Below are 23,922 nucleotides of genomic sequence, written 5' to 3' on the forward strand. Positions count from 1 at the left end.
GGCCGTGCCTCCTTAGCTCAGGGTCGCGCCCAGCGAATGGATGCGCGGGTAGATCAGCGGCGTGCCGGTCATCTCGGCCTTGTAGCGGACCTTGTTGCCGGTGTTGTCCGTGAAGGTTCGCACCAGGGTGTACTCGGTCCAGTTCTCGTCGATGGGCCGGGTCTCCTGGATGGTCATCGCCTCCCAGGTCAGGCCGCCGTCGTTGCTGGCGAACCATTGCAGGGTGGTGCCGCTGGGGATTTGCATCTGCACATAGGCCTTGGTCGATTCCACCCCCTGGGTCAGCTCGTTCTCGCGGGTCAGGTAGGCCCCGGTGGTCTTGTTGAGGTAGCCCACTAGGTTGACGTCGCGGAAGTTGATGGCCGGGGTGTCGTTGGAAAGCGAGCTGCTCAGACGCACGCGGATCTGGACCCGGGTGGCGAGGTTGGGCAGCCGTTCCTCCTCGGCGGGAACCATGGCGTCCCAGGTCACGCCGCCGTCGGTGGAGTATTCCCAGTCGAGGCCGGTGCCCTGGGGGATGGCCGAGTATTCGTCGAGGTTGATGTCGGAGAACTGCACGCCGGTGATCGGCTGAAAGCGGATCATCCCCTCGGACTGGAAGTTGTAGCCGTAGATCTTCATCGCCAGGTCGGAGCCGTTGAGCGGCGTCCAGGTCTCGGCGTTGGAGCTCTCCAGCAGCACGCCTTCCATGTAGGTCTGCCGGGTGATGATACCCCAGCGGCCCATCTTGCCGAGGGTGGCGGTGCGGACCTTGTAATTGGTGCTGTTGGTCAGCAGCACCACGGAATAGCTGGTATTGGCCTCGGCGTAGAACGGGTCGTCGAAGCGAATGCGGGTCTCGCCGCTCAGGCTGATCTCGTTCGGGGCCAGCACCTTCTCGGCGAACACCACGCCGTTGGGCAGACCGGTGGTGACGCCGCGAATCTGCACCGTGACCGGGATGCTCGGGTCCCTGGCGGTGAACTGCAGACCGATGCTGGAGATCACCTGGTTTTGGGTGAAGCTGAAGGTCTGGGCCAGCGGATCGCGGGGCACGAAGATGGTCTGGGTGCGCCAGACCACCTGCACCACGGGCACGCGGATGATGCGGTTTTCGATGATGCGCTCGATGCGGGTGATGACCAGCGGATCGTTGATCTGCAGGCTGGCCCGGGCCGAGTAGACCCCGTCGGCCATCTCCACGATGCGGTTGCCGTTGCGGGCGTTGGTCGGAATGGTGAAGGAGGCGCTGACCCGACCGGCCTCGTCGCTGATCAGGTTGCTGGCCATCACTTGGCCGTCGCAGCGCAGCACGATGCCGGACTTGCTCGGGGTGAAGTTGATACCGGTTACGGCAATGCCGGTCTGGCCGCGCCGCCCGAGGTTGGGCGTGATCTGCAGCATGGCCGGGGGCTTGTCGAACACGGCGTAGGGGTTGATGTTGCGCTCCTCGGACCAGTCGTTCTGCTCCACCAGCACGGTCTCGTTGCCCGGCAGCAGCGCCAGGCTGCCGAAGAAGCTCGCGTTGCTGCCCGCCTGATCGACCGAGAGCACCGTGGAGTGCGGAATGCGGTCCGGCGCGACGAAACGGGCGATCTCGTTGACCCGGGCGTCCCATTCGGCATGGTAGATGTCCGACTGGGCGGTGTTCGAGAAGTCGTCCGAGTAGATGCCTTTTTTGGTCTGGGCGTCCCGGTTTTGCAGTTCGTTGTTCATCTGGTACTGGGCGTCGTTGTACTTCAGGTCCTCGACGTCCTGAATGATGTCGTGGATCTGGTCCATGGTGATGCGGGTCAGGCCGAAGTTGTGGATTTCCATGTCGGTGGAGTTGGGCGGGCAGTCGATGCTGCACAGCCCCAGGGCGTTTTCCGGCACGATGGGCAGCTTCGGGAAATCGGCTGGAGCCCCTTCCAGCCGCTTGATCTCGGTGGTGGTGGCGTAAACGATGTCGCGACGGCCAAGGTAATAGTCGTAGTCCAGGCTGCAGTTGGAACCGTTCACCGGCTGGTCGCCGAGGCTGCCGCGTCCGAAGTTGATCACGTTGAGGTTGCCCAGCTCGAGCTGGACCGGCGACATGGTGAGTCCGGCCGTGTTGGTGGCCGGAGGCGAAGCGGTGCCGATCTCCTCGACGCCGTCGTCGACATAGGAGAGCGCCTCGCTGCCCAGTTCCATCAGTCGCTTGTAGTCGGTGCGTGCGCCGTTGGTGGCGGCCCGGTAGACGCGATAGCCGGTCGCGCCGCTGACCGGTAGCCAGCAGAGCTTGTTCATCTCCCCGGCGGTGGTGGCCCGGGCAACGACCGCACCGGCGTTGAAGGCCGTCTCGCCGGTGGCGTTGTAGGCGGTCACCAGATAGAAATAGTTTCCGGCCGCCGGATGGTTGGCCTGTCCGAACCAGCCGCTGTCCACGTAGTCGGTGCCCTTGACCATCTGCTTGGTGTAGGTCCAGCGCACCGTGTAGGTGGTGCCGATGGCCGGTTCGTTACCGGAGCCGAGCCAGTCGACATGGTTGCCCGACTGCTGCCAGTCCACGCCCTCTTGGAAGATGGTCGCCCCCTGGCTGACCTCGAGGATGTCCACGACGGGATTGGGGTCGAGCAGGTCTTCGCCGCCGCCCACCGAGCCGCGAGTGACGTTGCGGGTAATCTCGACGATGGCCTCCACCTGGGTCGTCTCCTTGAGCGGCGTGGAGTTGACCGGATAGCGGCGCTTGTTGATGTCGAAGGTCTTCTGCTCGCCGCGCACCGACTTGGTGGCGATGGATTTGGGCACCAGGGTCGAGGTGGGCAGATCGCGCTGATGCCGGAAGCCCTGGATGTAGGCGCGTCCGGCGTTGGTGATCGCCTCCACGCTGTCGTCGTCGACGCCGCCGATGAAGGTGTCGAAGCCCCGCACCAGATAGCTTCCGGCCTGGTCGAAGGTGCGCTCGGCCAGGTTCTGAATCAGGGAATTGAGCCCCTCGGCGGCGGCGAATGAGAGCTGGTCCTCGGTGATCGAGGAAACGGTGATCCGGCTGCCCGGCAGCGTGCCCAGCAGATCCCGCAGGTAGAGGTTGGACTTCTCCTGCACCGTGGGCGTGACGTCTCCGCTCTCGCGGTCGAACTTGTAGATCGGGATCACCCGGCGCTCGGTCACGTTGTTGGGCAGCGTCTGGCCGCTGGTGTCCGTCGCTTTGAGGGAGAGCGCCCATTTTTCCCGTTCGGCGGTGGGCTCGCCGGTGGCCGGGTTGATCAGGGCCGGGTCCTGGGTGTAGCCGTAGTTGTACTTCAGCAGCTCCACGTAAACGTAATCGGCCCCGCTGGTGGTGGCCGGATCATAGGTCAGGGTCGCGCCGCTCACCTGTTCGAGATGGCCGTCGATGTAGACCACGCCAAGGGCCAGGGTCAGGACGTTGGCGGCCGAGCTGACCTCGAGGCCCATGATGATGGAGCCTTCCTTGAACAGGATGTCTGCGATCTTGCGCCGCTCCAGGTTGATGATGTCCTGCTGCTCGTTGAGTTCCGAATCCAGCAGGTCGCGATCCTGATGGTAGCGGATGCGCTTGTAGTTCTTGGTCGGGTCGAATGTTTCGCGTGAGATGCTCATGTTTGAATCCTCCAGTTAGATCTTGATGATCCCGACCAGCTCCACGCGGGTGTCGGAAATCTTGTTGAAGTCGGGAATGTTCTTCACCTCGTACAGGTAGCCCGGGCGCAGCACCTCGCCGGTCGGGTTGGTGTCCTGATGGAACACGCCGCCCATGGCGAGATCCCCGGTGGTGCTGGCCACGTACTGCACGTCGCCGCCGAAGAAGCCGTATTCGCGGATGGTGATGCCGTTGGCCTCGGCCTCGTCGAAGCGGAAGAAGACGCCGATGGTGTTGGTCTCCTCGCCGGTTTCCAGGTAGCGCACGCCGTTGACCAGGAGCGCCCCTTCGGCGTCCTCCTTGAGGAAGGTCCGCTTGTAGTAGCGCTTGCGGGCACGTTCGTTTCTGAGCCCGGTCTGGCCGATATCCGGCGCGGGCGGATTCTGCGGGTCGGTGAAGCTGGCATCCCCGTCGCCGATGGCGCAGTGGGTGATGCCGTCCACGGCCTGGCCGAGGAGGAGTTTGGCCGTCAGTATCCGGCCGGTTTTAACGATGAGTCCCAGTGCCATTGCTGTTCTCCTTTAGGTCTGAATTTCGTGGTCTTGATCGATGAGCACCGCGAACAGGATCTGGCGCGTGTCGGCCAGCAGACCGGCCGGAATCGCGATGCGCTGAACGGTGTCGGATAGGCTGATGTGTGCGCCGGACGTCCGGACGCTGGTGTCGATGCTCCGCAGCCAGGGGCGCGTCACTCGCACCGCCGTGTCGGCATCGACGCCCAGACGGCCATGGATGACGAGCCACAGATCGGTGCTCCGGTTCAGGCGGTTGTTCACGCGAAGCGCGAGGTCGGATCGACGTTCGAGCCGATGGGCGACCCGTACTGCGCTGTCGGCCCGGACCATCACCGTGCGCCTGGCCGGTGCCACGGAAAACAGCTCGAAGAGCGCTCCGGGTTGCGCCGCGCCGATGGCGAGCAGTTCCGGCCGCCGGATACCTCTGCGGGTGGTGATGGATGCCAGTTGTCCCTTATGCACGGCCACGGCGAATCCTCCCGCAGAGCTTGAGCGCTTGACCACGGTTCATGGACAGGAGCGTTTCCGGGCGTCGCTGGCCGGTGATCGTGGTGACGATTTTGAGCTTTCCGCTATGCGTTGCCATGGCGTTACTCCTTCACCGCGCACCAGCCGCCGGTGGTCAGATTGAACACGCGGTAGCTGTCCATTCCGATCTGAATGGTGTCTTCCGAGGCGACGTTGCCGCCGCCCACGGCGAAGATCTCGATGAGTTCGCCACGCAGTTCCTGGTAGGCGGCGGAACCGGACATCGAGGCGAGCCAGGGAAAGAGGATGGTGGTGCCGTAGCGCATCTCTGGATCGGTTTCGCCCTGGAGACCGCCGTTGGCCGCGCCGCAGCGGCCCTGCTGGCCGGACGCGGAAGTCCAGCCGTCGAACTTGTTCACGGCGTAGAAGGTACCCGGTGCGTTGTAGTAGCTGTTGATGACCGGCTGCGGGTCCTCACCGATCTTGGCTCCCGAGGCGTAATCCCGAACGAGGGTTTCGACGGTGATGGTGTTTGGCGTGACGGCGGTGTCGATGGCGCTCACCCGCACGCGTTCGATGCCCGCGTCGTCCTTGATCACATAGTCCTGTCCGGGCGTGACCACGGTGGCGTCGTTGACCTGAAGCACCACGCCGCTTCCAGCAGTAACCGCCGCCTGCGTAAGCGCGACGGCCCCGGACCAGAACCGTTTCAGCAATCCGCTGTAATGGCCGTAGTAGGTGGAGACGAGCTTGGTGACCACGAAAACGTGATCCAGGTCGGCGAACAGCCAGAAGATGAAGTCGGCGCTGTCCTCCACCCGCAGGTATGTGTAACTGGTGTGCGACGCCTCGTTGACGCCGGTGTGGGTGGCCGCGTCCCAATACTGGAATGCCGCGACGTGAATCCGCCCGGAGGTGGTGCTGATACGGAACTGCAGATAGACGTCCTCGGCCCCGGATTCCCCGTGCGACTTGAAGACGAAATACGGCTGTGGGTCGGCCGACTGATCGTCGTGCAGGGTCCATCCGGTGGTGGTCACCAGAAAGGTCCGCAGTTGATTGAGCAGGTCGAGCCGACCGTGGGCGAGTCCTTGAATGCTGTGGTATGCCATGGCGGCCTCCTTAGAGAATCGGGTTTTCCGTGCCGGTCAGGCGCAGCTTGATGTCGAGTTTGTTTTGCACTGGGGTGCCCGGGAGCACGGTGCAGCGCCGCCAGAAAGACAGCGTCTGCTGGAATGCCTTGTCGCCGAGATTGAGCGGTGCGCCCTGGGTGGCGGTGTCGAGTTCGGCCTGGGTCCGGGCCAGGCGGTACCAGACCGCTTCGTCGGTGCCGGTCTCATCGATGGGATCGAGCACCAGCCCGGTGTAGTCGTAGCCGGAATAGATGGTCGTCCCGGCGTCGTGCGCGGCCGGAGCGGTGTTGGCCACGCCCCGCTGCACGGTGAGATTGACGGTGCAGCCACCGCTTTCGACGAGCATCTGCTCGCCGTCGATGATGATGAGTTCGCCGTCAGCAAAGCGCGGTTCGGCCAGGGCGATGGAGGGCTGCGCCGCGTCGATGGCCGAGGGGAGGCTCGTTTGCTCGTTGGCGACGTAGAGCTGCCGGTCCTTGATGTCGCCATCGGTGCCGTTGTAGCTCTCGGCCTCGGGGCGGCTGAAATCCCCCTCGGAAATCTGCTGAGTCAGCGCTTCGTCAAGATAGAGGTGAATCGCCATGGGTTCTCCTTCAGGTGGGCCACTGGGTGGCGCGATAGTTATTGGTGGCGGCCTCGAACCCGGCCTGCGTGGGCGCGTGCAGGTCCTGCTGACGGAACAGCCAGTGGTAGGAAGGCCGCGACCAGCGGAATCCGGCCTGGTTGAGGCGCATGCGGCTGACGCGCAGGGGGCGGGTCCGGTCCACGGAGAGACGCAGGCCGGTGGTGTTGAGCGGGCTTGCGCCCAGCTTCATGGTCTCGACCCGATGGCGCTGGAGAGAGCCCGTGTCCACGTAGACTTCAAGCGAGGCTCGTTCGCCGGTCAGATTCGCATTGCTCAGATACCGGGTGTTCAGGGTGTTCGCGTTGAGCCGGAACACAGGCCCTCTCCGCCGCCATCGGTCGATCCGGTCGACGGCCAGGGTGACGTCCGCGTCGCAGCCAGCGGTGGAGGCGAGCAGCAGATTGCTGATGCCGCCCTGGTTGGCGGTGAGATCGAGACCTTCGTTGAGCCTGGCGCGGCCAAGCTGGAAGCAGAGGCGGTACCGAGATTCCAGCGGCAGGCGCAGATCGTACTTGGCCTCCGCCCGCTCGACCGGTTCCGCCTGCGTGTCGAAAAAGAAATCCTTTTGCCGGAAGCAGTAGCGCAGCGCGGTCTCGCCATGGGTCAGCGGCTTGCGGTTGAGATGGCTCTCGCCCAGCCCGAAGCCGCTTTCCAGCACATCCCCTTCGAAGTCGCGGCCGGTGTAGATGGGCGTGCAGAAGGAAACCCGGTCCTCGCCGACGCGGGTGTACGGAAGCCGCCAGTCGTTGAGGGCCTTGTGGTTCAGGCGCATCCGGTTCTGGCGGCCTTGAAAACGGGAGACTTTTACGGCGGCCCGGTCGATCTCCGGGATCATCTCAGTGGTACTGGTGAGTTGCAGAAGCTCCCAGACCCTCTGCTTGTTGGTCAGATGACGGCAGGAACCGAGCGAGGAGCGGCCAAGGACGAAGGTCTCGTCGAGAAACGCCAGCACGATCCGGCGCACAGCGTTGGCATGCCCGAAGTCGAGCATCGCGCCGCCTTCGATCCATTCCAGGAGAAACTGGAGCCAGAAACAGCGCGTGCCCGCCGGGTGGTGAAACACCAGGGCGTCGCGCAGTCCCTCGGTCTGGTTGAGACACAGCACGCGAAACACGCCGAGGCTGAACACCAGCCCGGGTAGCTTGGCGCTGCTGAGTCTGGAGCGGGCATTGAGACGCAGCGCCGAGCGGAAGGTCTCCTGCAGTTCCCCCTGCCAACCGAGCGAGTCGAAGTCGCGTTCGATGGCCGGAATGGTGCCCTTGCGGCGATAGATCTCGACCGCCTCCCGCACGCGGCGGCGCTGGCAGTCTGGCGAACAGGTGCCGTCCACTTCGAGGCCGACCAGTCTCGCCAGCAGCGGCAGGAAGCGCTCGTCGCAGTGATCGACATCGAAAATGGTCGGGAAGTCGTCGATGGCCTGCTTGAGCTCGTCCAGCGTCCCGGCGGGAAGGCTCAGAAAGGTGCGCAGGTCACCGGCTTCGTCGTTGTGCTCGTAAAGCGGCGGCAGCAGGCCGAGCAGATTGTCCTTGAACCAATCCGACATCAACCGGCCCTCCGCAGATCGAGGTTGACGCTGCCGAGAACCGGAATTTCGCCGTGGCGCAGCTCGATGTCCTGCTGCGGCGCGTAGAGATGCATGTGGCTGACGCCGCGCACGCCATCGATCAGCGCCACCAGGTCGGAGAAGTGAATGGTCTGCCCGAAGGAGACCCGGTCGAAAGAAAAGAAATCGGTGAGGGCGGCTTCGATACGGCTGCGCACGTTTTCCAGCGGTTCACCGGGCCAGATGTAGACCTCGGCGTCGATGGAAACGGGCCGGTAGATCGGGTCGAACAGGGTGATCTCGACCGTGATGACCTTGCGGCGTTCGAGAAACTCGGCGAGGTCCCGCTTGAGCAGCGCCGAGGGCATTCCGCCGCCGTTGGGGGCGATGGCCAGTTGAACGTTGTAATAGCGGATGTTCTGACAGGCATTGGTGTCGAGCACCTTGGCCTTGGCGACGCCTGGGTAACCTTCGGCGAGCGCCTGGTAATCCTCCAGGGTGACGGCTTTCCAGAGACTGCGCAGCTCCGCCGGTGCCTGTCGGCGGGCGTGTTCGAGGGCTTCCCGCGAAGCGCCGCCGGTGGCGGGTACCGGGTTGGTGGCGGTCAGGGAGACCTGGCCGCCGTTCAGGTAGACCGGGCTCAGCAGTTGGGTGATCCGGTTCGGACCGAGATTGCCCTGGTCCCCGATGGTCTGCAGATAGCTGACGGCGATGGCGCTTCCCTGAGCGGGTACAGCGCCGCTTTGTCCGTCGCCGAAAATCAGGGTGGAGATGTCGAGGGCGTCCAGGTCGGCCATGAAATGGCGGCTGTCGGCCAGGCTGTCCTGGAAGTGATCGACCTCGCTCCAGGCGTCGTCCCCCACCGTAACGGTGATGGTGCCCTGGGCGATGACGTCGCCGGTCAGGCGGATGCGCTGGAATGGCAGCCCCGTCGAAGTGAAGGTCTCGGTGCGGCGCACGCCTTGCCGGGCCGGGATGTCCACCGAGAGTAGGCCTCGCGGGAGCAGGCCGTCCTCGACCGTCTCGAAATCCGCCTCGCCGTCACTCAGCAAGGCGCGGCAGGCCGTTCCCGCCGGAATGGTCAGATCCTTGCCGAGCGGGGCGGAGAGCCGGAAACGCAGCGTGGTGGTGGAGGCCACCGGCGAATCCAGCCGGTAGCCGATGAGCTTGCAGAGGTTGATGACGTTCTGGCGCTGGCGGGCCGTGGGCAGAAAGGCCTCGGCCGCCTGGGCGTCCAGGTAGTAGGCCAGCATGTCGCCCACGCCGCAGAACAGATCGAGCAGGACGACGCCGAGATCGGAGTGGTTGAAATCGGTCCAGCGGTCGGTGAGCTGCGGGATCTTCGCCAGCAGCTCCTGACGGATCGATTCGTAATCCTTGTTGATGTATCCGATGCTTGCGCGGCCCATGGTCTCTCCGGTTTTCGGCGGTTATGCGAGAGCGCCTGATGCTCTCGCCACGCCGGTTACTTACCGGAAGGGACCTGGATGTGTCGGAGGCGGGATGCCTCAGAGCGGGCCGCGCAGTTGCCAGACGGGATTGGGCTGCCCGGAGGTGTTGTTGAGGTAGTGGGATTCCTTCTTGCCCTCGAAATAGAACAGGCCGATGCGGCCCGGCTCCAACGTGGTGATCCGGTGAACGGTGCCAGCGGCGTTGTCTTCCGCCTGACTCTGGGTGTCGAAGCCCAGACCGCTCGCGGCCAGATAGAGGGCGTGCTCGGCCTGGGGCGCTTCCGTTTCTGGCGCTCCCTCGAATGTCAGGTAGTGGCCGTGGTTGTCACCCGGATCGCTGACGATCCACTTGCCGTTGCGGTCCTGAAAGGCTCCCTCGATGTAGGCGACTTCGTATTCTCCCGCTGGCCAGATCAGGGAATCATCCGGATCGGGGCTCATCTCGGCCGCGTCGAACCAGAGCAGATTGAACAGCGAGCGCACGTCCGGCGACAGGCGCACGCTGCGCACCGGCGGCGGTTCCGGCTCGGGCTCCGGCTGGGGATAGCTGGGCGCGGGATTGTTCGGGTCTTCTCTGTAGAAGGGATAGACCAGGTTGCCGTCCACCTGGCTCTGGATCACCCGGTAGGCGATATGCACCAGCAGCAGGTTGCCGTCGATGTTCAGCGGCCGGTCGTCGAAGCGCACCTCCGTGATGATCACCCGCTTTTCCCAGCGCTTGATGGCGTCGATCACGTAATGGCGCAGCAGGCCCTTGAGCACCTCGTCGTTCTGTTCGAACACCAGATCCTTCAGCCGGGAGCCAAACTCCGGATTCATGAAACGTTCGCCGATCCGGGTGCCGAGGATCTGCAGGATGCTTTCGCGGATATGCTCGTGCTCCCGCGAGGTGGCGGTCGAGATCTGGGTGCCGCCGGATACCGACTGAAACCGGAACGGGTAGCGCAATCCCTTGCCGAGGAAATCGTAGCTCATCAGGTACGCTCCTCGCAGTCGATGCCGCACTGTCCCGAGCAGCCATTTTCCGGTGCGTCGTCGTCGATAGGTTCTCCCTGGAACCGGATCACCAGATCCAGTCCGCTCTTGAGCCCCAGATGGATGGTGCCGTCCGCCTCGATCAACCCACCGTGGCCGGACTGGCCGCACTGGAATCCCTTGGCTCCGCCGGAGAGTAGACGGGCAGCGATGGTTTCGCCGATGCCCTCGATGCGGCCGATGCCGATGATGTCGATAGGTCCGGCCGGGTTGATCAGGGTGATGAAACGCTCCCGGTGATCGACGTCGAGGCGGATGCCCTCGGGCAGAACCACCGCGAAGCGTTCCGCGCCCATGGCGGTCGGCTCGATCCCGGCAGGCAGTCCGCTGATACCGGCTGCCTCCTGGGTCGAGCGCAGATAGGACTCGACCAGGGTGTAAAGGCGTCCCGGGGCGACCTCGGTGGCCGTGCCGGGTCCGGGGGTGATGACCTGCTGTTCTCCTCCGTCGATAACGCAGATGCGCTGGTCGTCCGTGGTCCGCAGGATCATGCCGTCGGGCAAGGTGAAGAGCCGGTTGCCATCCGGCAGATCCCGGGGTTCGGTGCCCACAGGCAGTTCGACAAAGGGATAAAAATCGGGCTCCGGCTCGATCTGGACCTGCTCCAGGTACTCCTGGGTCCTGGCCTGCTGGGCCTCAAGATAGGCCTGGGCCTGGCCACGCATCGCCTCCGAGGCGGCGTGACTGGCCTCCAGCAGCGTGCGGATGCCGGAAAGTTCTTCACGGATGCCGGACAGGTGATCGCAGAGCACCCGCAGCACATACTGCTGTTCGCCGGAATCGGTTTGTTCGATGGTGGCCTGCAAGTCGGCGGGTTCTTCGGAAATCATGGACAACCTCCATTACATGCCGACATTGGCTGGTTGGGATTGATAGCTCATGGCGTTGACCGGCGTCACTGTCCCGGTCGCACCGTCTATTTCGAACACGGTCCAGACCGTGCCCGGGGCGTTGGGAACGGTGAAGGTCTGCTCACGGCCATCGTTCAGGAACACTTTCACCGATGCTCCCGACTGCGCCAGGCCGGTGCTCGGATTGGCGTTGCGGTTGGTGTAGTCGTGGACCGCGTAGCGGTAGACACCGGGGATGAGCCGATGGATGGTGATGGTCTCCGGCCCGTAGGAACTGGTGTCGTCAACGTCCAATTCCGCCGCCTCGTTTTCGATGGTGTGGGAATAGAACACATGGAACCTGCCGCCGGATGGCGTCGGTCCGGTGAGATGGGAATCGAGGTCCCGGGGATTCAGGCCCCACTGCAACACGATGCGGGCGACCTGGCCGTCGAGCTCGGGCGAGAGAACGATCTGGATGTCGCCGGAGGTGTTGGGGTCGGCATTCACCCAGTCATGCCAGGCGATGTATCCCGGCGCGGTGACCTCCACGTAATATAACCCCTCGGGTACGGACAGCTCGAACCCACCATAGGCGTTGGCGAAGGTCTGGTACGCCGCCGGGCCGGTTTCCGAGCGGCGGAATTCGATCAGCGCGTTTCCGACACCGCTGGTATTGAGGGCGTTGACCACCATGCCGCTGAGGAAGACCGTGGCTCCGCTGGCAAAGTCCGGGTGGTCGGCGAACCAGGACGGATCGCGGACCTCCACCAGAACATGGCGGAGACTGTCCCGGGCCGAGGATCGCCAGACCATGAGCACGGCGTTGCCGATGGTCCAGCCGCAGCGAATGACACCGTCCGGCCCGATCTCCGCGACCTCCGGATTGCTGGTGGCAAAGACCGGAGCGTCCACGTCGCCGCGCAGGGAGAGCGGAATCCGTTGCTCGAACTCGCCAGCGGAGAGGCGGATGGAGCGAGGCTGTACCTCCCAGTGGCTGAAGGCTGCCGGGGCATCCGTCATGAAGGGACCTCCACCGGTGCGGAGACGCCGCCGCCATAGACCTCGACCTGAACGTGCCGCAGGCTGAGCCGCTCGGGTGAATCCCAGACCAGGATCATGGCCGCTCCGGGAACGAAGCCGCATTCGACATTGCCGTCTTCATCGACACTGGCCACGTCGGGATTGGACGATTCGAACACCGGCGCTTCGGGCAGACCACGGATCGAGAGCGGAATACGCTGAACGAATGGGGATCGCGAGACCCGGATCAGTTTCGGGAAAACATCCCAGTAGTGCGGTTCCTGCGGCTGTTCGAGATTGTTCATCGCGTCCCCCTCAGTTGTCGATGGTGTTGGGACTGCCAGTGACGATGATGGCTCCGCAGGCGGTGATGTCGCCGATGCGGGCGTTGGGCAATCCTTCGGTGATGGTGTCGAAGCTCCCGGTCACGATGGGCGTCACGCCATGCCCCGGGATGGGACAGACGTGCAGGTCCCCCATGCGGGCCACGGGCATGCCGTTGTCCAGCGTTCGGCTTGCCCCGGTGATGATGACGCCACCGTGGCTGCTGATGTCGCCGAGTCGCGCCTGGGAACTCATGGGTTCACTTTCAGCAGCAGATGGATCAGAAAGCCGACGAGTCCGCCGATGGTGCTGCCGATGGTCAACACCAGGCCGACGATCTTCCACATGGTCTCGGTCCCCATCTTGGAGCCGACCCTGGCATGCAGCCGGTCGATCTCCTCGGCGTGTCGGTGCAGATCGGAATAAATCGAGCGGACCAGCACCTCGACGTTTTCCTTGTCCGATTTCTTCTCGATTTCACGCTCGATCTTCTCGAGGCGGTCCTGGATTTCCCGGCGGTGACTTTCGAGGATGCTGCGGAATTCCTCCCGCCAATGATCGAAGGTCCGGGCCAGCAATTCCTCGCTGGCCGAAAGTCCGGAGGGCGTTGTTGTTCTTTCTCCCATGCGATGCTTCCCTTCAGGTGTTGATCAAGACGGTGTTCGTCGAGCGAATGATGATGTTTCCAGCCACCCCATCCATGAACACGAGGCTGCCGGACTTGTCGGTGGCGCTGATGCTCTCCTGGCCGGGCGCGGCGTTCATGCGCACCACCTGACCGGCCTTGTCAGTCAGCCGGATCTGTTCGGCGGCGGCGGTGGAATCGACGAGGATTTCCTGGGTGCCGTTGAGTCCCCAGATGTGAACCTTCTCCCGACCCTTGGTGGTATCGATGAGGATCTTCTGCCAGCGGGAGCGGCCCTTGTCGCACGAGAGGATGTGGACCTTCTCCTTGTCCTGCCAGGCTTCGAGGATCACCTGCTGGCGGCAGAGGTCGGTGAGCTGGATGCGGGCGCGGGAGCCGACGATCTGCGAGGCGATGTCGAGCTGGTCGCCTTTCTCAGCGTCCTTCGTGCCTCGGCGCAGAGCGTTGCCGCTCTGCATCTCCGGCTTCACCTTCCCTTCCATGGTGAGGATCTGTCCGGCGCGGTCGATGATCCGCAGCAGCTCGTCGCCGTCGCGGTCATCGGCCAGGATGGTGTGGCCGGTTTCGGTCTTGAGCAGGACCTTCAGGCGCGGGCAGTAATACGGCGGATGGTCGTGGTACTTCTTGTGTTCGAGATCGTCATGCCGGTTGACCTGATGCTCGACCTTGTCCTCGCAGTCATGGCACAAGGCATTCGCGCAGGTGCGCTTGGATTCCTCGGGCTGTTCGCCGGGATTGCTCTTGGCCAGCCAGACCCCGGTCCAGATCGGATACTGGACGACGCCGCCCTCGAACTCGGCCCAGACCGAGGCACCTTCCTCGGGGATCAGGAACATGCCGGTGTCGTCGTTGCCGCCGTAGGGGAAACAGGGAGCGGCCCATTCGGACCAGTTCTCCCGCCCGCTGCCGAGCACGGCGGGGATCTCCAGCCGGACCCGGCCGAGGCGTTCGGGATCGTTGTTGTCGCGCACGAAGGCCCGGTACTTGCCGTACCAGCGGTTGCGGTAGCGCTCCTCGGATTGACGGTCGCGGGTTTCAAGCATGCTCCGTCTCCCGTTTTCGACTGGTGTCCCAGGCCAGCCAGCCGCCAAGGCGAACCGCCCAATACATGACCTGTCTTTTCCACAGAGGCACGCCCAGGGCCGCCATCAGTTCGAGAAAGACGCGGTCGGCAGCAAGCCGCGAGACCTTGCCGGTGTGGTAGAGGTAGTCGTGAACGACGGCCGCCGGGGAATATCTCCCCCAGGGCGGCACCACGCGCCAGAACAGGCGCGGCACCGAGGCGAAGTCGGTCTCGAACCCGGCGGGCACTTCGATGATGCGGCCAGCGCCGGTACGGACACGGAACGGCTGAGTCAGCCTGGCGGTCATTCCATTGGGAAGTATCTCCACCCGAAGCGGCCCGGAGAGACCCAGCGCGGTGCCGGAAAACTGGGTCTTGGTTTCGGCGCTCATGACCGCCACCTCGCCTTGCCCGACTGGCGCACGTCGAGATGGACCCAGGAGGCATAGACGCCGATGCCGCCCTCGCGGAAGAGCGGAATTTCCTCGGCGATGACCGCCAGTTCCTCGGGCGAAACGCCTGCGGGACAGCTCACGTCGGCCGCCATGCCCAGCGTGTGGAAACTCTGCTCCGCGCCACCCACCGCCTTATTGTGCCGGTTGCAACGGAAGCCGCTGGTGATGGACAGCGGTTTGCCGATGTGGTCGCGCAAAGCCTGCAGGGCGTCGACCAGGTCGGGATGGACCGCAGCCGAATGGCCGCAGCAGTTCTTGCCCTTGCAGGCGAATTCCGAACGGTTGAAATTCTTGCTGAGATCACCCATTGCCGCCTCCTTGTGTGACCGCGCCGGAATCCGCGTCGATGGTCACCATGGCTGGCGGCTCGTTTTGCGGCGTGGGCGGGGCCTCCTTGTCGTTGGGTTTGCCCTGGGACTCGGCGGACTTGTCGCCCGCGCCCTTGCCGAGGGCGTTCTTCTTGAGTTTGAGTTCGCAGAGATAGCCAGCGCCGCTGATGCTGTGGCGCACCGAGTGGCAGTAATAGATGCCGGAAAACTTCCGTCCCACGCCCTTGATATCGACGTTCTTCTTGGCGCGTAGCTGGGGAATACCGATGGTGGCCGCATCCGCCTCGACCTGGCGCAGCTCGGCCTCGCGGAATTTGCCTTCGGCGCTGTCCTGGGCGGGCTCCTGGCGCGGCTCTTCGTGAAAGCCTTCGGAACGGTCGAAGCTGGGCACGATTTGCCCCGTCTCCTGTTCCTTGAAGCTGCCTTCGCCGGTGTTGCCGTCGACCAGATAAGTCTGCTTGCCCAGGGCCGTCCGCTCGGGGGTGGTGGCGTTGTTGGCCTTGTGCTCGACCACGTCCTTCTTGCGCGGGTCGACGCCGACCGTCTTGGTTTCGACACCCGCGCCCTTGGCTCCCTGGGATTGGGTGCTGGGGCGGAACGAGCGCAACAGGCCCTTGGTGTCGGTGAAATATTCGAGGGTCAGAAGCGGCGTCTGGTCGAGCTCGCGGGGGTGGAAATGGAGTTCGTCGTCCTGGATGTAGAAGACATAGCCGCTCATGCCGTCGCCATCGCGGTCGCGGGCCTTTTCCGCCAGCTCCTTGAGGAACTGGGCGTCCGAGATGTTGCTCTGGGTAACGCGGAGATGGGTTCCCTTGGTGGCCGTGACCACTGGCGTGAGGCCGTTGGCGGCGGCGATCTGTTCGGCGATTTCCGAATAGAGGATGCCTGGAGCGGGTTTCTGCCAGACTTTTTGGTTCTCCTTGCCCGCCAGTTTGAAGCCCTTGTCGTAGGCCTTGATGCGGATAGTTGGATCGCCGTTTTCCGGGAAGTCGTAATCGATGTCCTTGATGACCGCCTTCTTGCGCGGAGAGAGGTTCCCCACGTAGCCGAAGCGGGCCACGATCTCGTTGCCTTCCTGGAACAGCGGATCGTCGACGAACTGCAGGTTGCGGTCGGTCACCGACAGTTCGAGGACATCCAGCTCCTCCTCGTTGTCGGTGAATATGAACGAGGTGATCTCTTGGGTGATGTCCTTCGAGAGGTCTTGCCCCTCGATCTGAATCAGAAATGTCGGTTTGAAGGTATCCAGATCCATGCGTATCTCCGGCGGTTCGCAGTTCCCTGCTTACTTACCGGAAGGCATGGCGAGGTGTCGGAGGTCTCAGTCGAGCAGGCGCATCTGAACGTGTTCGCGGGAGGGAATTCGCAGCGCCAAGCCGGGCTCGAGCGCCAACGGGAAAAAGATGTCGTTGTAGTCGCAGATGATCCACCAGAGCCGGGCGTCACCCAGATAGCGGTGCGCGAGCAGATCCAGACGGTCGCCCTCAACCACGGTGTGCAGGCGGTCGTCATATCTCGGAGTAGTGTCGATCCGCTGGCGCATGCCGAGGGAGGTGCCGTCGCTGTCCCGGTAGAGAACGCAGCGGGCGTAGCGGGAATCACGGCTGATCATGAACGTACCTCCGACCAGTTGATGGAACGGTCCACGTATTCCTCGAGGACGATGTCCACCTCGGCCCGTTGCGGCAGCAGGTTGTCCCGGTCGAACAGGCCGAAGAACCGCGCCTTCACCTGACGGACGATGCAGGTCACGCCCGGGTAGAGATCGCCGAAAATCAGCAGTACGCGGTGCGGCGCGTTCTTGAGCATGGTTCCGGCGTGTTCCGGATATTGCAGCGAGCGGAGCCAGTCGACCTTCTGTTTCACCGGCCCCTTGAACAGCTCGACCTTGAAGGCGATCCGGCGCGGTTCCCCGGCGACGTATTGGTAGCGCGGGTGGCTCATACCGGGGATCTTGATCGTCGCGTAGTCGGTCGACTTCTCGTCGCTGATGGAGTTGGGGTTGTACTGGAATTCGAGCCGCTCCCCCGTGTCGGCGTCCACCAGATATCCCTTGATGGGTTGTTGATCCCAGGCCATTGCTTACATCTCGACGATCTCGAGGATCGGTTTGCCCAGTTGTCCGGCCCGGTCGAGTTCCCGCCGCATGCCGTTGGAAATGCCGTTGCCGGTGAACGCCCACACCTCGTCGCAACATTCCATGTAGGCCAGGCCGCAGGCGATGCCCGTCTCCCGCTGCTCGGGAACGCTGTCGTCGGTGAAGGTCGGATACAGCAGATGCGGCGCGAACGGCGCGTGACCGCTTCTCATGACCTGGCGGCAAAGTGCCTCGGCGACCTTGACGTTTCGGGCTATGTCGCCCGCGAACGGGCTGCAGACAAAGATGCGTTTCATCGGTTCTCTCAAAGGGTTTCGTAGTTTCTGATCTTCCGCTCCCGAAGATCCTTGTAGACGGCCTCGGCCACCTTCCGGCCATCGATGTTGGTGGTCACGCTGAGTTCCACCGGGCGGTCGGCCAAGCCATCGAGGCGCGAGAGCAAGGATTCCAGCAGTTCGCGCAGCCCCGGACCGGCTTCCTCTCCGCGCATGGGTGTCGCGGGAGCGGTGCGAGCCGGAGCGATCAACCGCTCGGAAGGCACCGTCTCGGCGAGTCCCGATTGCAGGGGCTTCGCTATCGGAGTCGGCGCGGTTGTCTTGGGCCGCTCGATCCCGGCCGGAGCCAGAGAGGCATCTCCGTTTTCCAGTGCCGGTTCCACCGCGAACGGCTGGATATAGCTCTTACTTACCGGCTCGACGGCCGCTGCGACGGTCTGCACGATGCCGTTCATCGGTTGCGGAGGCGGCGCGGCAGTGGCCATGACCGGCTGGAGCATCAGCATGGCGCTCAGGGCCTTGGGCACCAAGCGCTCGTCCAGACGCGGCACGAGACTGAGTACACTTTCGATGATGCGTTGCCCAATCGATTCGGCGGGCGGCTCGGTCCCGAGTGGTTGCTTCCGCTCGGCCACCTGCGGAATCGGGGGCTGGACTCCCAGCATGGCGCGAGCGGAGGAGAGCAAACCATTGGCGATCCCGGCGCTTCTATCCTTGATCGCCTGAATGCCCGCGCTCGCGCCGCTCGAAAGCCTCTGCCAGAGGGTTTGCCCCTCGGCACCGGCGTTGGTAAAGATTCGACCGACAGCGCCGGGAACGGCCGACAGTGTGGCAACGATCCGGTCGCGGATATTGACGGCTCCCGTGGCCAGCGCGTCCCAGGCATTGACCTGGGGCGGTTTGAGCGCCAGTACGGGCGTGTCGCCAAACAGGGATTGTTTGAGACCGCCGAAGATGGCACCGGCCTTGGCCGCGACGGTTTGAGCCCCGGAGGTCAACCCATCCCAGAGTTTTCCAGCCATGCGGAAGGGAGCCGAGGCGGCGTCCATGAGATTGCCGCCCGCCGTCTTGATCTGCTGCCAGGCTCCCGCAGCGGCTGTGAGAATCCCGCGAGCGGCGATGCCGAACACTTTCGCGGGCAGCGACTGGGTAAGGCTCATGCCGTCGGCGAGGGTCTTGAGCAGCGCGGAACCGGAGGCGGTCAGGCTGGCGAGCGGTCCCTCACGGGCATCGGAGAACGGCAGCAGATTGCGCAGCTTGCCCAAAGCGTTCTTGAGCATGGTGAAGGGATAGGTCACCGCCGACCAGATCCCTTCGCCAAGGGTGATCAGTAGCTTCTTGCCCGCCTCGAAAAAGGTGGTATCCCCGGCGAAGAAGGAGCGCACGGTGGCAAACAGATCCCGCAGGGTGCTGATGATCGGCAGATTCAGAATCGCTTGGCCGATCTGTCCGGCGGCGTCAGCCACCAGGCGTCCGATGGAGGTGAATATCCCGGAAATGAAATTCCAGACACCGACCACCACATCCCGCGCCCAGCGGAACGGGGTGGCAACAAAATCGTAGACCGCGCCGCCGATGGCCTTGAGACCGTCCAGCAGGGAAATGTCGCCGGTCAGCACCTGCCAGACCGCATAGACGATCTTTCCGGCGGCCACGAAGGCCTCGCCGATCATGCGCACGGGCAACAGGAACTTGTAGATAAACTTGGCCGCTCCGAACAGGGACCCGACGATGACCTTGCCGACCCAGACCACGCTGCGCACCACCACCGCCAGGGCTCGGACGATGAGCGACAGGTTCCAGGCCACGATCTTCAGGGCGAACGCCAACCCCTGCAGAAGCACACCGGCGACGGTGCCGATAACCGTGCCGAAGGTGCGCCAGGACGAGCCGTCGGTGGCGCTGGCGGCCACGCCGAAGATCTCCACCACCGAAAAGACCGCGCTGGCCAGCGCCGCATAGGCGCTCATCAGGGTGCGGACGGTCGGTTCGAGGATGGCGCGGATGCGACCAAAGGCATGGGAAAAAGCGCCCCACAATCCGGCCATGGCCTCACGAACGCGGTAATAGGCTTTGAAGACGGTGACCACGAAGCCCAGCAGACCGGCGGATTGGAGCTTCTGGGCCAGTTCGGCCGACATCTGTCCGACACCGCCGCTGAGCGAGCCCACAAGCTCCCTGATCCCCCGGAAGACCAGCGAGACCTTGTTCCAGGCCCCGGTGATGACGTCCTGGATGCCGCCGAAGTTGGTTTCCCAGGCGCGTTTGAGCAAATACAACGAGAGGATCACGCCCGCGATGATGGCGGTAACTGGCAGAAAATAGGTCGCGACCGCCGAACCCACTCCGGCGAGCGCGGCGCTGATGGCCACGAATCCGGCCTTGATGGCGGGCAGCATGAGTCCCACCATGCCTACGGCGGCTGTGACAGCTCCGGCCACGACCAGAATGGTGCCGAGGGCCATGGACAGCCCCAGGACCACCCGGGTCACGCCCGGCATTGATTTAGCCATGCGTTGCAGGAACAGAATGAAGCGGGAGATGCCGTTGATCACCGGCGTGACCACCGGTAGCAGAGTGCGTCCCAGGATTTCGCTGAGGTTGGCCATCTGCTGGCGCAGGAGCAGAAATCTGGCTCCGATGTCCTGGTTCATGGCGTCGGCCATCTGTTCGGTGACCGCCGTGCCGGTCTTCATGGCCCGGCCCACCGACTGGATATTGCCTTCGAGGCTCTCCATGCCCGCCGACATCTGTAGCAGGAACTTGACCGCCTCGTCGGAGCCGAAGGCCTTCTTCAGCTTCACCTGGGCGGCGGCGTTGGAGAGATCGGGGAACTGGCGCTTGATCTCCTGCAGGATGGGAACCACGCCCTTGAGACGGCCGCTGGTGTCGGTGAAGGACAGGCCAAGCTCGTCACCGGCCTCGGCCGCCTTCATGATGAACGCCTTGTACAGCGTGCCCGCCTCTGAGCCGGGCATGGTGGTCTGGAGCTGGCCGAGCACGGCGAGCTGCTCGTTCAGCGGAATATTGCTCGCGGCAGCCACCGCGCCGATGTTCTTGATGGCGTCGGCCATCTGGGTGCCGTTGGTCTTGAACGAGGCCACGGTCTGCGCCATGGCTCCGGAAAAGGCGGTCGCCCATTCCATGTCGTTCATGTCGGCCATGATGGGCTTGAAGATCCCGTAGGCCGTGGTGAAGGTGCCGACCATCTCCTGGGTGGTGGCCTTGGTCGCCTTGGCCGTCATGGCGGCCATGGAGGTGAAGACGCCCACCGCCTCGTCGCTGAGGTTGGACAGGGCCGATTTCACATCGTAGGTGGCAGTGATGAACGCCGCCTTGTCAGCACCGGACCACTGGTTGGTGAAGGATTCTGCGGCGTCCTCGATGGCCCGGAGGTCCTGCACGCCGAGGGACGCCAGCTCGCCCAGAGCCTTCTGGGTCGCGGCGGTGGAGGCGACCAGGGCGGCGGGCACTGCCATCAGGGCCAGTCCCGCCCCGAGCATCATGGTCCCTTGCTGGATGCGGTCCAGGTTGCGGGTCATCCGCTCGCTGGCATCCGCCACGGTGGAATCGAGGTCCATCATGGAGCCACGGATGCGCTGCGCGTTCTGCGAGAACGCATCCTTCATCGATACCACTATGCCCAGTCCGAGATCGCCGTTCATCTATCGCCGTTCCGTTTGCTCACGTTCAAAATCAAGCTGCCGCTCGAGGGCCTCGACGAACTGACGCCGGACCCTGAGCGGCAGCGAGCGGGTTTCCGACCAGCCCCAGTGCAGTCCGCCGTAAGCGAGAAAGAATGCGTCGCTTACAAGCGAACTCCGGGGAACAAAAAAGCCGGTTCGGCCTCCAGGCGGGTACGGATCTTGGTGCCGCAGCCATCGCATTCGGTCTCGACCGAGGTGTCGATTCCCGCGTCGACCCGCGACATCTCCTGCCGCAGCGCGTTGCGGTCGCGCATCGACATTTCCGCCAGGCTCTTCTTGGAGGGAGCCTTGCCGTCGATGTCGAGGACGCGGATGAGCATGGCCGAGGTGATGTTGGGCTCACGCAGGCTGGCCAGGCGCTTTTCCTTGTGGCCGTCGAGATATCCGAAGCGCACGGTTTTCTTCGAGCCGGGCAGCTTGAAGGCGAACTCCCGCTCCTCGCCGTAGGGGGTGACCTTGAGATCCTCGAGATTGATGGTCACAAAGTTGGTCATGCGGCAGGAGCTGTTCGGGCAGCTCAGCTCCAGCTCCACCTCGTCGCCGAGGGAAATCTGGCGCAGGCGGACCAGGGCGAACAGCCGGTCACCCGAGAGCAGGTTCATCACCTCGGCGAGATCGGGATCGGTCTTCTCGCCCAGCCGGACGAAACAGTTGCGGAGCACCTGGTTGATCGCCTCTCCGGAACGGATCAGGCGCTGGTTGGTGAGCAGTTCTTCCTCGGCCCCGGTCATTTCCCGAAGCTCGAGTTCAGTGCCGCTTGGCAGTTCAAAGCTGTACATGGTCGATCCTCCGGTTTAGGTCCAGTATTGGAAGCAGATGGTGAGCTTCTCGATGGTGTTCTCGGTGTTGCCGCCTTCGAGCTCGTCGTATTCGAGCGCCTTCACCCAGGCACCGTGCAGGGTCCAGCGGCGGGTCTCGTTGCCGGTGCGGTCGTAGCGGACAACGTCGATGTCGCGCATGTAGTCGGCCGGAAGACCGCCGGTGACGGCGTTCACGTCCACCTGTTTCTTGATCCATTCGCGGGCCGCCTCGTCGGAGCCGTCCTGCAGGTTGCCTTTCTCGAGGGTGATGTCCTCGAACTTGACCCGCCCTGCCACCTTTTGGTCGAACATCGAACCGGCCGGGGCAAAGGCCACTTCCTCGAATTCTGTTTTTGGCTCCTGTCCCTTGTGGAACAGGGCCACGTCGAAGCCATTTACCTCGATGGCGAATTGCCAGTTCTGGTAAAGGCTCTTGGGCATGTTTCCGCTTCTCATAGCCGTGTTCTCCCGTTAGATGATTTCTTTGAAGTCCGCGCCGGTGCTGGTCAGGATGAAGTTCAGCTCGATGAACTCCGCCGTCTTGGTCGGCTTGACGAACACGCGGGCCACCATTTCGTTGCGGTCGATGACCGCCGGGGTATTGGTCTCCTCGTCGCACTGGAATGCGAAGTCGTAGAGGCCACCCTTGTCCTTGATGTCCTGCAGGAAGGGGTTGATCAGGCGGCCGAGGGCACGCCAGGTCTGGGGATGGTTCGGCTCGAACACCACGAAGCGGGAGGATTCCGAGATGGCTTCCTCCATGAACATCATCAGACGGCGCACGTTGATGCGGTCCACGGCCGAGGGCTGGCTTTGCAGCGTCTTCTGGCCCCAGATGTTGATGCCGGTGTCGGGGAACACGGCGATGACGTTGACCCCTTCCGGATAGAGCACATCGCGCTCGCCACGGCTGGTCTTGTAGGCCAGGGAGAGCGTGTTGAAGATGCGGCCACGGTCGATACCGGCGGGCGCGTTCCAGACGTTGGTCTTCTGGTCGCTGCGGGCGATGCATCCCGCCACCGCGCCGCAGGGCGGCACCAGCTTCTTGCGCGAGTTGACCGGATCGCTGATCTCCAGCCAGGGGTAGTAGAGCGCCGCGTAGGAGGAGTTGAAGGCCGCGTGGCTGTACATCCCTTGTCCCTTGCGGAAGTCGACCGCTTCGAGCGGCTCCAGGTGCATGGGCGTGTCGGCGATGAACAGCAGATCCTTGCGCCCCTCGGCATAGGCGATTCCGGCGTTGATCACCGGCACTGTGGTGACGCCGGGGACCATCAGCAGGTTCAGGGCGTCGATCTCGTCAAAGCCATAGAGGCCGGTATGCTGCGAGGGATCGCCGATGAAGTCCGCATCGGCCAGATCGGTCAGACCATTGTCGCCGCCGCTGAGCGTGAACACGCCCAATGCCGGACGGTCGCTGGGCGTTCCCATTGCTGCGGCCAGATCCTGGACCAGGATGAAATCCGAGCGGTCGTTGATCGCCAGCTCCACATGGTTCGGCAGCGTCTCGTCCATGCTCAGATCCTTGAACACCTCGACCACATCGCCTTTGTGCCGGACCACCAGGTTGAAATGGTTGGCCGGATCGAGAGAACCGTCCTCGATGGAGATGGAGAGTCGGTCGCCCCAGACGCCTTCGTTCACGGCCTCGATCCGCAGGGCGTCGGCGGGCGTCGCCTCCCGGTTCTGCAGCACGATGGAAGATTTGAGCGCCGTCAGGGTGTCCCGGTCGGTGGAGTCGGTGAGATGGGCGATGCGGGTGACGTAGAGGACCGACCCGCCGTTGTCGAAAAACGCCCGTGCGGCGTAGGCCAGATAGCTTTCGTTGATATAGGAGCCGAAACGGTTGATAAACTGTTCCCAGCTCGTCACCAGCACAGGCTTGTTGATCGGGCCTTTCTCGGCCACTCCGACCATGGCAGCCGACGAGGTCGAGATCTGCTTCACATAGAAACTGAAGTCCGTTTCCCGGGTGTAAATCCCGGGCGATAGATAGGTCGGCAT

The 23,922-nt window shown here is 63.6% G+C and carries 23 protein-coding genes and 1 pseudogene; all 24 read right to left on the bottom strand.

Going from position 1 to position 23,922, the window contains the following annotated elements; genetic code table 11:
- Window positions 1–12 precede the first annotated feature (12 nt).
- The 24 genes and pseudogenes from G394_RS0109745 to G394_RS0109865 all read right to left on the bottom strand — a co-directional run bounded on the left by G394_RS0109745 (window position 13) and on the right by G394_RS0109865 (window position 23,922).
- Window positions 13–3,561: a DUF4815 domain-containing protein gene (locus G394_RS0109745; RefSeq protein WP_028577493.1), complete on the bottom strand. Its 3,549-nt coding sequence runs from the start codon at window positions 3,559–3,561 to the stop codon at window positions 13–15.
- 15 nt (window positions 3,562–3,576) lie between these two features.
- Window positions 3,577–4,110: a hypothetical protein gene (locus G394_RS0109750; RefSeq protein WP_028577494.1), complete on the bottom strand. Its 534-nt coding sequence runs from the start codon at window positions 4,108–4,110 to the stop codon at window positions 3,577–3,579.
- A 12-nt stretch (window positions 4,111–4,122) separates the two neighbouring features.
- Window positions 4,123–4,584 carry a hypothetical protein gene (locus tag G394_RS0109755; RefSeq protein ID WP_028577495.1) on the bottom strand — a complete coding sequence of 154 codons (462 nt, stop codon included), beginning with the start codon at window positions 4,582–4,584 and terminating at the stop codon, window positions 4,123–4,125.
- Between the two features lie 122 nt (window positions 4,585–4,706).
- Window positions 4,707–5,696, bottom strand: a complete 990-nt coding sequence (locus G394_RS0109765; protein WP_028577496.1) for a hypothetical protein — start codon at window positions 5,694–5,696, stop codon at window positions 4,707–4,709.
- 10 nt (window positions 5,697–5,706) lie between these two features.
- Window positions 5,707–6,300: a hypothetical protein gene (locus G394_RS0109770; protein WP_028577497.1), complete on the bottom strand. Its 594-nt coding sequence runs from the start codon at window positions 6,298–6,300 to the stop codon at window positions 5,707–5,709.
- Window positions 6,301–6,310: 10 nt separating this feature from the next.
- On the bottom strand, window positions 6,311–7,885 hold the full coding sequence (locus G394_RS0109775; RefSeq protein WP_028577498.1) for a phage tail protein: 1,575 nt from the start codon (window positions 7,883–7,885) through the stop codon (window positions 6,311–6,313).
- Window positions 7,885–9,294 (bottom strand): baseplate J/gp47 family protein, encoded by a 1,410-nt coding sequence (locus G394_RS0109780; protein ID WP_028577499.1) that lies wholly within the window; start codon window positions 9,292–9,294, stop codon window positions 7,885–7,887. The genes G394_RS0109775 and G394_RS0109780 overlap by 1 nt, the downstream gene beginning before the upstream one ends.
- 99 nt (window positions 9,295–9,393) lie before the next feature.
- On the bottom strand, window positions 9,394–10,311 hold the full coding sequence (locus G394_RS0109785; protein ID WP_028577500.1) for a GPW/gp25 family protein: 918 nt from the start codon (window positions 10,309–10,311) through the stop codon (window positions 9,394–9,396).
- Window positions 10,311–11,201, bottom strand: coding sequence for a hypothetical protein (locus G394_RS0109790; protein ID WP_028577501.1), 891 nt, complete (start codon window positions 11,199–11,201; stop codon window positions 10,311–10,313). Before G394_RS0109790 ends, G394_RS0109785 begins: the two co-directional genes overlap by 1 nt.
- A 12-nt stretch (window positions 11,202–11,213) precedes the next feature.
- Window positions 11,214–12,224: a carboxypeptidase regulatory-like domain-containing protein gene (locus G394_RS0109795; protein WP_028577502.1), complete on the bottom strand. Its 1,011-nt coding sequence runs from the start codon at window positions 12,222–12,224 to the stop codon at window positions 11,214–11,216.
- Window positions 12,221–12,529, bottom strand: a complete 309-nt coding sequence (locus tag G394_RS0109800; RefSeq protein ID WP_020886740.1) for a hypothetical protein — start codon at window positions 12,527–12,529, stop codon at window positions 12,221–12,223. Before G394_RS0109800 ends, G394_RS0109795 begins: the two co-directional genes overlap by 4 nt.
- Before the next feature lie 10 nt (window positions 12,530–12,539).
- On the bottom strand, window positions 12,540–12,803 hold the full coding sequence (locus G394_RS0109805) for a PAAR domain-containing protein (RefSeq protein ID WP_013258605.1): 264 nt from the start codon (window positions 12,801–12,803) through the stop codon (window positions 12,540–12,542).
- Window positions 12,800–13,174 (bottom strand): hypothetical protein, encoded by a 375-nt coding sequence (locus G394_RS0109810; protein WP_015721232.1) that lies wholly within the window; start codon window positions 13,172–13,174, stop codon window positions 12,800–12,802. Before G394_RS0109810 ends, G394_RS0109805 begins: the two co-directional genes overlap by 4 nt.
- Before the next feature lie 13 nt (window positions 13,175–13,187).
- Window positions 13,188–14,237, bottom strand: coding sequence for a phage baseplate assembly protein V (locus tag G394_RS0109815; RefSeq protein WP_028577503.1), 1,050 nt, complete (start codon window positions 14,235–14,237; stop codon window positions 13,188–13,190).
- Complete coding sequence (locus G394_RS0109820) at window positions 14,230–14,649, bottom strand: DUF1353 domain-containing protein (protein ID WP_028577504.1); 420 nt, start codon at window positions 14,647–14,649, stop codon at window positions 14,230–14,232. Before G394_RS0109820 ends, G394_RS0109815 begins: the two co-directional genes overlap by 8 nt.
- Complete coding sequence (locus tag G394_RS0109825) at window positions 14,646–15,020, bottom strand: YcbK family protein (protein WP_028577505.1); 375 nt, start codon at window positions 15,018–15,020, stop codon at window positions 14,646–14,648. The genes G394_RS0109820 and G394_RS0109825 overlap by 4 nt, the downstream gene beginning before the upstream one ends.
- Complete coding sequence (locus tag G394_RS0109830; RefSeq protein WP_028577506.1) at window positions 15,013–16,296, bottom strand: phage late control D family protein; 1,284 nt, start codon at window positions 16,294–16,296, stop codon at window positions 15,013–15,015. Before G394_RS0109830 ends, G394_RS0109825 begins: the two co-directional genes overlap by 8 nt.
- Before the next feature lie 66 nt (window positions 16,297–16,362).
- The gene (locus tag G394_RS0109835) at window positions 16,363–16,653 is read right to left on the bottom strand and encodes a LysM peptidoglycan-binding domain-containing protein (RefSeq protein WP_028577507.1); all 291 of its coding nucleotides are present in this window, start codon (window positions 16,651–16,653) and stop codon (window positions 16,363–16,365) included.
- Window positions 16,650–17,120: a CIS tube protein gene (locus G394_RS0109840; RefSeq protein WP_011366981.1), complete on the bottom strand. Its 471-nt coding sequence runs from the start codon at window positions 17,118–17,120 to the stop codon at window positions 16,650–16,652. The genes G394_RS0109835 and G394_RS0109840 overlap by 4 nt, the downstream gene beginning before the upstream one ends.
- 3 nt (window positions 17,121–17,123) lie before the next feature.
- A complete protein-coding gene (locus tag G394_RS0109845; protein WP_028577508.1) occupies window positions 17,124–17,435 on the bottom strand; it encodes a DUF7768 domain-containing protein in 312 nt (103 codons plus the stop codon).
- 2,771 nt (window positions 17,436–20,206) lie between these two features.
- Window positions 20,207–21,079 (bottom strand): annotated as a pseudogene (locus G394_RS21835) (phage tail tape measure protein); the annotation flags it as partial.
- Between the two features lie 143 nt (window positions 21,080–21,222).
- Window positions 21,223–21,900, bottom strand: coding sequence for a T4 family baseplate hub assembly chaperone (locus G394_RS0109855; RefSeq protein ID WP_028577510.1), 678 nt, complete (start codon window positions 21,898–21,900; stop codon window positions 21,223–21,225).
- 15 nt (window positions 21,901–21,915) lie between these two features.
- Entirely contained in the window at window positions 21,916–22,362 is a 447-nt protein-coding gene (locus G394_RS0109860; RefSeq protein ID WP_225940361.1) for a phage tail protein, read from the bottom strand.
- Between the two features lie 30 nt (window positions 22,363–22,392).
- A complete protein-coding gene (locus G394_RS0109865) occupies window positions 22,393–23,922 on the bottom strand; it encodes a phage tail sheath C-terminal domain-containing protein (protein ID WP_028577511.1) in 1,530 nt (509 codons plus the stop codon).

Origin of the sequence: Desulfomicrobium escambiense DSM 10707 (assembly GCF_000428825.1) — a bacterium.
GTDB lineage: Bacteria > Desulfobacterota > Desulfovibrionia > Desulfovibrionales > Desulfomicrobiaceae > Desulfomicrobium > Desulfomicrobium escambiense.

Bases quoted from the DNA above. Each gene is read 5' to 3' on its own strand.
- G394_RS0109745 (WP_028577493.1), bottom strand. From the start codon at position 3,561: ATGAGCATCTCACGCGAAACATTCGACCCGACCAAGAACTACAAGCGC.
- G394_RS0109750 (WP_028577494.1), bottom strand. From the start codon at position 4,110: ATGGCACTGGGACTCATCGTTAAAACCGGCCGGATACTGACGGCCAAA.
- G394_RS0109765 (WP_028577496.1), bottom strand. From the start codon at position 5,696: ATGGCATACCACAGCATTCAAGGACTCGCCCACGGTCGGCTCGACCTG.
- G394_RS0109770 (WP_028577497.1), bottom strand. From the start codon at position 6,300: ATGGCGATTCACCTCTATCTTGACGAAGCGCTGACTCAGCAGATTTCC.
- G394_RS0109775 (WP_028577498.1), bottom strand. From the start codon at position 7,885: ATGTCGGATTGGTTCAAGGACAATCTGCTCGGCCTGCTGCCGCCGCTT.
- G394_RS0109780 (WP_028577499.1), bottom strand. From the start codon at position 9,294: ATGGGCCGCGCAAGCATCGGATACATCAACAAGGATTACGAATCGATC.
- G394_RS0109785 (WP_028577500.1), bottom strand. From the start codon at position 10,311: ATGAGCTACGATTTCCTCGGCAAGGGATTGCGCTACCCGTTCCGGTTT.
- G394_RS0109790 (WP_028577501.1), bottom strand. From the start codon at position 11,201: ATGATTTCCGAAGAACCCGCCGACTTGCAGGCCACCATCGAACAAACC.
- G394_RS0109795 (WP_028577502.1), bottom strand. From the start codon at position 12,224: ATGACGGATGCCCCGGCAGCCTTCAGCCACTGGGAGGTACAGCCTCGC.
- G394_RS0109800 (WP_020886740.1), bottom strand. From the start codon at position 12,529: ATGAACAATCTCGAACAGCCGCAGGAACCGCACTACTGGGATGTTTTC.
- G394_RS0109805 (WP_013258605.1), bottom strand. From the start codon at position 12,803: ATGAGTTCCCAGGCGCGACTCGGCGACATCAGCAGCCACGGTGGCGTC.
- G394_RS0109810 (WP_015721232.1), bottom strand. From the start codon at position 13,174: ATGGGAGAAAGAACAACAACGCCCTCCGGACTTTCGGCCAGCGAGGAA.
- G394_RS0109815 (WP_028577503.1), bottom strand. From the start codon at position 14,237: ATGCTTGAAACCCGCGACCGTCAATCCGAGGAGCGCTACCGCAACCGC.
- G394_RS0109820 (WP_028577504.1), bottom strand. From the start codon at position 14,649: ATGAGCGCCGAAACCAAGACCCAGTTTTCCGGCACCGCGCTGGGTCTC.
- G394_RS0109825 (WP_028577505.1), bottom strand. From the start codon at position 15,020: ATGGGTGATCTCAGCAAGAATTTCAACCGTTCGGAATTCGCCTGCAAG.
- G394_RS0109830 (WP_028577506.1), bottom strand. From the start codon at position 16,296: ATGGATCTGGATACCTTCAAACCGACATTTCTGATTCAGATCGAGGGG.
- G394_RS0109835 (WP_028577507.1), bottom strand. From the start codon at position 16,653: ATGATCAGCCGTGATTCCCGCTACGCCCGCTGCGTTCTCTACCGGGAC.
- G394_RS0109840 (WP_011366981.1), bottom strand. From the start codon at position 17,120: ATGGCCTGGGATCAACAACCCATCAAGGGATATCTGGTGGACGCCGAC.
- G394_RS0109845 (WP_028577508.1), bottom strand. From the start codon at position 17,435: ATGAAACGCATCTTTGTCTGCAGCCCGTTCGCGGGCGACATAGCCCGA.
- G394_RS0109855 (WP_028577510.1), bottom strand. From the start codon at position 21,900: ATGTACAGCTTTGAACTGCCAAGCGGCACTGAACTCGAGCTTCGGGAA.
- G394_RS0109860 (WP_225940361.1), bottom strand. From the start codon at position 22,362: ATGCCCAAGAGCCTTTACCAGAACTGGCAATTCGCCATCGAGGTAAAT.
- G394_RS0109865 (WP_028577511.1), bottom strand. From the start codon at position 23,922: ATGCCGACCTATCTATCGCCCGGGATTTACACCCGGGAAACGGACTTC.